Genomic DNA, 7,777 nt, shown 5'->3' on the forward strand with positions numbered 1-7,777 from the left:
TTGGCGATGATGGGCAGCCCGAGGATGGGCCCGGTAGGTCTGCGCCTGGACGATTCCATCACCGATCAGAAGGTGACTCCCGGCACTGTACGGCGGATCCTCCCCTATGCCGCTCGATACCGGCGGCAGCTGGCCGTACTGATGCTGGTCACGATCCTGGACTCGGTCATCACAGCGGCGAGCCCGCTGATCCTCAAGATGGTCATCGACGACGGGATCCTGCCCCGCCGGCTGTCGGTCGTGGTCTGGCTGTCCTCGGCCATCGCCGCGCTGGCGGTGGCGGACGCACTGGCCATCTACGTCCAGACCCGGCTCTCGGGCCGCATCGGCGAAGGGCTCATCTACGACCTCCGTACCAAGGTGTTCCGGCATGTGCAGCGGCAGCCGCTCGCCTTCTTCACCCGCACCCAGACCGGCTCCCTGGTCAGCAGGCTCAACACCGATGTCGTAGGGGCGCAGCAGGCGGTGACGACTCTGCTGGCCCAGACGACGTCCACCGTGCTGACCGTGATCCTGGTGCTCGCCTCGATGTTCTATCTCTCCTGGCAGATAGCTCTGGTGTCGTTGGTGATGATCCCGCTCTTCCTCGTTCCGGCGAAACTGATCGGACGCCGACTGCAGCGGCTCACCCGGCAGATGATGCAGCTGGACGCCGAGATGAGCTCGTTGATGAGCGAGCGGTTCAACGTGTCGGGGGCCATGCTGTCGAAGCTCTACGGCCGGCCGGAGGACGAGGCGCAGGCGTTCGCGAAGCCCGCGGGCCGGGTGCGCGCCATCGGCGTGATCTCCGTGGTCTATGCACGGACTTTCGGCATCATCGCCGCTCTGCTCACCGCTCTGACCACCGCGCTGGTGTACGGCCTCGGCGGCAGTCTCGTCATCGGCGGCGCGTTCAAGGTCGGCACGCTGGTCGCCATGGTCACCCTGCTGCTCCGGCTGTACGGCCCGGTCAACCAGCTCTCCGGGGTGCAGATCAACGTCATGACGGCACTGATCAGCTTCGACCGGGTCTTCGAGGTGCTGGATCTTCAGCCGCTCATCACCGACCGGCCCGGCGCCCGCCACTTGCCGGAGGCGGCGTACGAGAACGGGATCGCGCCCTCCGTCGAGTTCGACCGGGTCTCCTTCCGCTACCCCTCGGCCGCCCAGGTCTCGCTCGCCTCACTGGAAGCGGCTCCCCGGCCGGCGAAGGAACACACCGACGACGACCAGGTCCTTCACGAGCTGAGTTTCCGCGCTCCCGCGGGCCGCCTCACGGCACTGGTCGGACTCTCCGGAGCCGGAAAGACGACGGTCGCGCACCTGGTGTCGCGGCTCTACGACGCCACTTCGGGATCCGTGCGGATCGGCGGCCACGACATCCGCGACCTGACGCTGCAGTCGGTGCGCGGCGCGGTGGGCGTCGTCTCTCAGGACGCGCACATGTTCCATGACACGATCCGGGCCAATGTGGCCTACGCCCGCTCCGACGCCACCGACCACGACCTCGTCGAAGCCTGCAGGGCCGCCCGTATCTGGGACACGATCTCCGCGCTGCCCGACGGGCTCGACACCGTCGTCGGCGAGCGCGGCCACCGCCTGTCGGGGGGAGAACGACAACGGGTGGCTCTGGCCCGGCTGTTGCTCAAGTCCCCGCCGGTCGTGGTCCTGGACGAGGCCACCGCACACCTGGACTCCGAATCGGAGGCGGCGATCCAACGCGCCCTCAGGACCGCGCTGTCCGGGCGGACCTCACTGGTGATCGCCCATCGCCTCTCCACCGTCATCGAGGCCGACCAGATCCTGGTGATGGAGGCGGGCCGGGTCCGGGAGTGCGGCACCCACGACGAACTGCTGGCCGAGGACGGGCTCTACGCGAAGCTGTATCGCACCCAGTTCGCCGGGCAGAACGGCGCGGCCGACCGACCGGCCCACCCCGCCCGGCCGGCACCCGGCACGAGCTGACGGCGCCGCGCCCTGAAGGGGCGCGGGGCTGCATCCATAAGCGGCTCCGCCGCGCGGGCGCGACCAGCCACGACCGACAGCACATCGCGGCACAGCTGGCGGAGCGCTCAGCGCGCCCCGCCGGGCACAGGACACGGACTCTCACGGCTCTCCCATGCTCCGCAGCATCCAGAGGATCACCGATCGTTCGAGCATGTCCCGCTCGACCGTCAGCTTGGTGTTCTCCCAGCGGAGCCGGAGCAGTTCGGCGCGCTCCGGCTCCGTCAACTCGTGTGCGGGGGCGGTCGCGTGCCGCTGCCGGTCCCGCTCGACCCAGCGGCCGAGAGTTGCCTTGCTGACGCCCAACTCCCGTGCCACCTCGGCGAGCGGCAACTGCGACTCGTTCACGATCCGGACGCCTTTCGCTTTGAATTCAGGGTCGTACCTGCGACGTTTCCCGGGCACGTCTCTTCCTCCGGTGTCTGTCCCTGACGGCGGCTATTCCGTACGCAGCGCGGTGGCGGTGCCGGTCCTGGCGGCCCATCCGGCCGGGAGCAGCGCCCCCACGGTGGCGATCACCAGTCCGCCCAGGATCAGCGGAAGGAGCACGGGCAGGTGATAGATCGCGATGTCGTCGACGGGGATGCTGGTGCCGGCGGCACGGCCCATCACCGGCACCACGGAATCGTGCAGGGCGATGCCGATGGGGACTCCGATCACGCCGGCGAGCAGACCGATGCCGGCGACCGAGGTGATGACCATGACGATGGTCTGTTTCGGCGTCATGCCCAGGGCCTTGAACACACCGAAGTCGTGGACGCGTTCGCGGGTGTCGAGCACGACCGTGTTGAGCACCCCGAGGCCGGCCACGGCGACGAGCATCAGAGTGAGCATCGCGGCCAGCGAGTCCATGGCGATGAGCATGCTCCCCACCTGCGCATTGTTGGGCTGTGCGGTGAGGTTGTAGGGCCCCAGGGCGGTGTTGAGCGAGTCCAGGTAGCTCTGCTGCGAGGTTCCCCGGGTGAGGTCGATGTTGAACTGCACCGACTGCGGCAGGATGTACGCGTTCAGTCCCGCGAGCGAGCTCTTGTCGGTGAGCAGCACCTGCTGCATGGCGAAGACCTCGCCGACGATGCGCACCGGCGCACTGCGGCCGTTGTCGGTCAGCTGGATGGTGTCACCGATGTGCTTTCCGGTGGCGGTGAGGAAACCGGAGGGGGCGACCGCCTCGCCCGTACCGTGGAACCACCTTCCGGCGAGCATCCGGTACGAACCCCAGGACGACTCCCCGTCGTAGGCGATCACGTTCGTCGTGCCGGCCAGCCCGGCCACACCGACCCGGGTCTGGCCCGTGCTGAAGTACCTGCGGGTGCCCGACTGATTGCGGATCAGCGCAGCGATCGAGGTGGCATCGGCCTTCTTGACCGGCTGGCCGGTCCCCCCGCCGGGGGCGGGAGGTGCCGGCGGCCCGAAGAGCTGGACCACGGCGGCTCCGGGTGACCTGCGGTTCAGGTCGCTCTGGATGGCGCTGAGCGAGATGGCGAGGCCGACGCCGAAGGTGACCCCGATGGTCCCGAGCACCACGGCCGCCGCCATGGTCATCGACCGCGAGGGCCGGTTGAAGGGGTTGGCGAGACCAAGGCTGAGCGAACGCGGCAGCGGCAGCCGCCCGAGAAGGCGGCGGATCACCCGTCCCCGCCCGGCCTGCGGGGTTCGTCCCACCGCGATCGCCTCGATGGTCCGCAGCCGTCCGGCGCGCAGGGCCGGCGGCAGGGCCGTGGCCACCACCGCGCCCAGGGCGAGCGCGGGAATCGCGATGTCGATCCACGGGGCGATGGTCACCGCTCCGACGCCCAGCGCGCCGCCCGCATCGTTGAGGACCGGAATGGCGAGCAGGTTACCGAGGACGACGCCCAGTCCCGTGCCGATCCCGGCCGGGATCAGGGCCTGCCCGACGTAGGCACGCACCACCTGTTCCGGGGTGAAGCCCAGCGACTTCAGGATGCCGATACGCCGGGTCGCGGCGGCCACTGCGCCGCTGACGACGATGCCGATGATCAGGATCGACATGCACAGGCCGAGCACGCCGAAGGAGACCACGAACGGCACGAAGGTCGCGGAGGTCTTGTCCGCGGACATCTTGATCTTCAGATAGGACGCCGCCTGGGTCATCGATCCGTTCGGTACGGCAGCGGCGAGCGCGACCCGGTCCGCGGTGATCTCGGCGTCCGTGTCCGCACTGCGGAACCGGTAGAGCATCTGCTCGTCGGGCGTCGTACCGGCCGGGGTCAGCGCCGCGAGCTGAGCGGGTGAGACCCATGCCTCGGAGCTGCCGCCCGCGGACCTGGCCAGGCCCACGACCGTGAGGGTGGGTTTGCCCGGAAGGTCGGGGAAGGTCATATGGCCACCGACACCGAAGGGAGCGTTGGTGGCGGTCAGTACGACCTCGCCGGGCTTGGAGGCCCACCGCCCGTCGGTGATCCTGAGCCTGTCGACCGGCCCTCCGGTACTGGCGCGGCCGACGATCACCATCGGCGCCAGCTTGTCGCCGACCGGCATGCCGTCGTTGTTCGCGCCGACATGCGGCTGCAGGGACAGCACCGGATACGGACCGGCGCTGGCCGTGACGCCGGAGACATGTGCGGTGGCCGCGATCTGCGCCGCGGTGGCCTTGCTCCGGTCGTACTGCACCGTCAGGTGGGCGCCGCGCTGCCCGTCGAAACTCTGGTCGAAGGACGCCTGCGTCGCCACCAGGAGTCCGGCCGCCAGCACCGAGGCGGTCACCGCCATCATCGTGGTGAGGATCATGACCACGGTCTGGACCCGGCGCCGCCCCACACCGGCGCGTACGACCTTGCTCAGCGCGCTCATCGGACCGCCATCCGCTCGTCACGGAGAACCCTGCCGTCGAGCAGCTCGATCGTCCTGGTCGCGCACGCCTCGGCGAGCGCGACGTCGTGGGTCACCAGCAGGATGGTCTGGCCGGATCGGTTGAGCTCCGCCAGCAGGGTCCTGACGTCGTCCGCGGAGGCGCTGTCGAGGGCGCCGGTCGGCTCGTCGGCCAGCAGCAGCGAGGGGCGGTTCATCAGTGCCCGGGCGACCGCGACGCGCTGCCGCTCACCGCCGGACAGCCGGCCCGGGAAGGCGCGGGCATGCCGGGCGACACCGAGGGACTCCAGCAGTTCGGCCGCCCGCTTGCGGGCCTTGCCGTGGGACATTCCGGCCAGCTGGGCCGGCAGCAGGACGTTGTCCTCGGCGGTCAGGTCGTCCAGGAGGTTGAAGAACTGGAAGACCATGCCGATCCGTTCCCGCCGGTACTTCGCCGACGCGGTCTCGGACATCTCGTCGACGCGGAGGCCGGCCACGGCGACCGTTCCCCGAGTCGGCTTGTCCAGGCCGGCGATCATGTTGAGCAGAGTGGACTTGCCGCTGCCGGACTTGCCGAGCACCGCTACCGCCTCTCCGGCCTGCACGTCGAGGTTCAGGTCGGCCAGCGCTGGTCGTTCTGCTTCGTATGTCTTGCTCACGTCGCGGATCTGGATGAGCGGCTCCGTCACGGCATTCCTCCACGGGAACGGATGGCTTGGGCAGTGTCCTCACGCTAGGTACGGCGCCCCCCGCGTCACATCGCCTGCTGCTACGAAACCCGTTCGTCCGCATGGACGACCGGCACCCCGGGTCATCCTTGAGGAGGAGTCGAAATGACGACCGCCGCTAGCCGCCGCGAACGATGCGGCAGCAGCAGACGGCTTGCCACAATGACCCGGTGAACACATCAGTGATCAGGGCCGGTTGGCGTGTCGGGGTCATCGCGCTGAAGAGGCCGACGCTCCCACCGCCCATTCTGTCCCGCTGGGTCTGGACAACCGATGCGGTCCTCGCCCTCGCTCTGACCGTCGGTGCCGTCGGCGGCGCCCTGAACCGGCAAGGCAGCGTCACCGACTCGCTGACCACGCCGAGCCAGCCGCACACACCCGCCGGTACTCCGTCCGCACCCACGCCCCCGGTCGGGCAGATCACTCACTACTACGGGGCGGCGCATCCCTGGCAGGTGCTGCTGGCCGTGCTGGCCACGCTCCCGCTCGTCGCGCGCAGACGATTTCCCCTGACCGTGTTCTGGATCCTGATCGGCGCGAGTGAGCTGTACCACCTCAGTGCGGGGTTCAACCCCACCTTCACCTTCGCCGCCTGTCTGATCGCGGCCTACAGCGTGACGATGTACAGCACCTCCGAGAGGGCCGCGATCACCAGCGCCCTGGCAGGCATCCTGCTGCTGGTGGCGACCCACAAGCAGAACGTGCCCACCATGGGTTCGGGCCCGGAGACCTTCCTCTTCCTGATCCTGATCCCGGTCGCCCTGGTGGCCAACACGATCTACACCTGGAAGCTGCGGGTGCGGACCGCGGAGACCGAGAAGGAGTCCGCCGCACGACTGGCCGTGAACGAGGAACGCTCCCGTATAGCGCGGGAACTGCACGACGTGGTCTCCCACAACATCAGCGTGATGGTGGTCCAGGCGGGCGCGGCACGCAAGGTGATGCAGGCCGCCCCGGAGAAGGCCCACAACGCGCTCCTGGCGGTCGAGTCCGGCGGGCGGGCCGCGATGACCGAACTGCGGCACACCATGGGCCTGCTCACCCTCAACAGCGACTCCCCCGACCTCTCGGTCGAGGACGACCTCGCCCGGACACCGGGCATGGACCAACTGGACGCACTGGTCTCCCGGGTACAGGACGCCGGCATTCCGGTCCAACTGCACATCACCGGCAGGCCGATTCCCCTCTCCCCCGGCATGGATCTCGCGGTCTACCGCCTGGTCCAGGAGACGCTGACCAACACGATGAAGCACGCGGCCGGCTCCCATGTGGAGATCACCATCGACTACGGCCCCACCGTCCTGCAGGTGGAGGTGAACGACACAGGCGGCTCGGCGTCGTCCTCGTCCCACACGGGCACCGGCCGCGGCCTGATCGGTCTGCAGGAGCGGATCGCCGTCTACGGCGGCACCTTCGAGGCCGGACACAGCCCTTCCGGCGGCTACCGGGTTCGCGCCGTGATCCCGTGGGAGAAGCTGTGACCGAACCCCTGCGCCTGGTGGTCGCCGACGATCAGGACCTGCTCAGGACCGGCTTCACGATGATTCTCACCGCCGACGGGATCGATGTCGTCGGCGAGGCTGCGAACGGCGCGGAAGCCATCGAGCTGGTCCGTGCCACCAGCCCCGACGTCGTACTCATGGACATCCGGATGCCGGAGATGGACGGGCTCGAGGCCACGCGGAGGATCCTGGCCGAGGCCGACGAGCCGCCCCGGATCATCATCCTGACCACCTTCGACAGCGACCGGTTCGTGTACACGGCGCTGAGCGCGGGCGCCAGCGGTTTCCTCCTCAAGGACGTCACTCCCGAGCAACTGGTCGCTGCCGTACGCCTGGTGCGTACAGGCGACGCGCTGCTCGCTCCGAGCATCACTCGCCGCCTCATCCAGCGCTTCGCCCCCGTCGACACCCCCAGTGCGGCGCTGCATCGCGATCTCGCCGTACTCAGCCCCCGCGAACTCGATGTGCTGCAACTCCTCGCGAAGGGACTGAGCAACCTCGAACTCGCCGCACAAATGGAGCTGAGCGAGACGACGGTGAAGACCCATGTCCGCCGGATCCTGGCCAAGTTGAACCTGCGTTCCCGAGCTCAGGCGGTCGTCGTCGCGTACGAGTCCGGACTGATCTCACCCGGGGCCACCGGCGCCGGCACATGAAGCGAGTGGACGGTTCGCCGCGTTGGACACGACGTCGGCCAGGGGCCGGCCCGGCGGAGCACCTGCCAGAACAGGCAGTCCGCCCACGCCGGGCGACCTC

General features: G+C 69.0%; 6 protein-coding genes. 3 read left to right on the plus strand and 3 right to left on the minus strand.

Annotated elements, in window-relative coordinates; genetic code table 11:
- Positions 1–72 precede the first annotated feature (72 nt).
- The gene (locus tag P2Q00_RS06245; RefSeq protein ID WP_338059296.1) at positions 73–1,944 is read left to right on the plus strand and encodes an ABC transporter ATP-binding protein; all 1,872 of its coding nucleotides are present in this window, start codon (positions 73–75) and stop codon (positions 1,942–1,944) included.
- Positions 1,945–2,085: 141 nt separating this feature from the next.
- On the opposite strand, the gene P2Q00_RS06250 is transcribed toward P2Q00_RS06245, so the two are convergent.
- Genes P2Q00_RS06250 through P2Q00_RS06260 form a run of 3 tightly spaced genes read right to left on the minus strand, consistent with a single transcriptional unit; the run spans position 2,086 to position 5,480 of the window.
- Entirely contained in the window at positions 2,086–2,388 is a 303-nt protein-coding gene (locus P2Q00_RS06250; protein ID WP_275770348.1) for a transposase, read from the minus strand.
- 33 nt (positions 2,389–2,421) lie between these two features.
- Positions 2,422–4,794, minus strand: coding sequence for an ABC transporter permease (locus P2Q00_RS06255; protein WP_275770349.1), 2,373 nt, complete (start codon positions 4,792–4,794; stop codon positions 2,422–2,424).
- A complete protein-coding gene (locus P2Q00_RS06260; protein ID WP_275770350.1) occupies positions 4,791–5,480 on the minus strand; it encodes an ABC transporter ATP-binding protein in 690 nt (229 codons plus the stop codon). The genes P2Q00_RS06255 and P2Q00_RS06260 overlap by 4 nt, the downstream gene beginning before the upstream one ends.
- A 209-nt stretch (positions 5,481–5,689) precedes the next feature.
- Between P2Q00_RS06260 and P2Q00_RS06265 the strand changes: the two genes are divergently transcribed.
- Together P2Q00_RS06265 and P2Q00_RS06270 are read left to right on the plus strand one after the other, a co-directional pair.
- Entirely contained in the window at positions 5,690–7,000 is a 1,311-nt protein-coding gene (locus P2Q00_RS06265; protein WP_275770352.1) for a sensor histidine kinase, read from the plus strand.
- Positions 6,997–7,677: a response regulator gene (locus P2Q00_RS06270; RefSeq protein WP_275770354.1), complete on the plus strand. Its 681-nt coding sequence runs from the start codon at positions 6,997–6,999 to the stop codon at positions 7,675–7,677. The genes P2Q00_RS06265 and P2Q00_RS06270 overlap by 4 nt, the downstream gene beginning before the upstream one ends.
- Positions 7,678–7,777: the final 100 nt, after the last annotated feature.

Source organism: Streptomyces coacervatus (assembly GCF_029223485.1).
In the GTDB taxonomy this organism is placed as follows: Bacteria; Actinomycetota; Actinomycetes; order Streptomycetales; family Streptomycetaceae; genus Streptomyces; species Streptomyces coacervatus.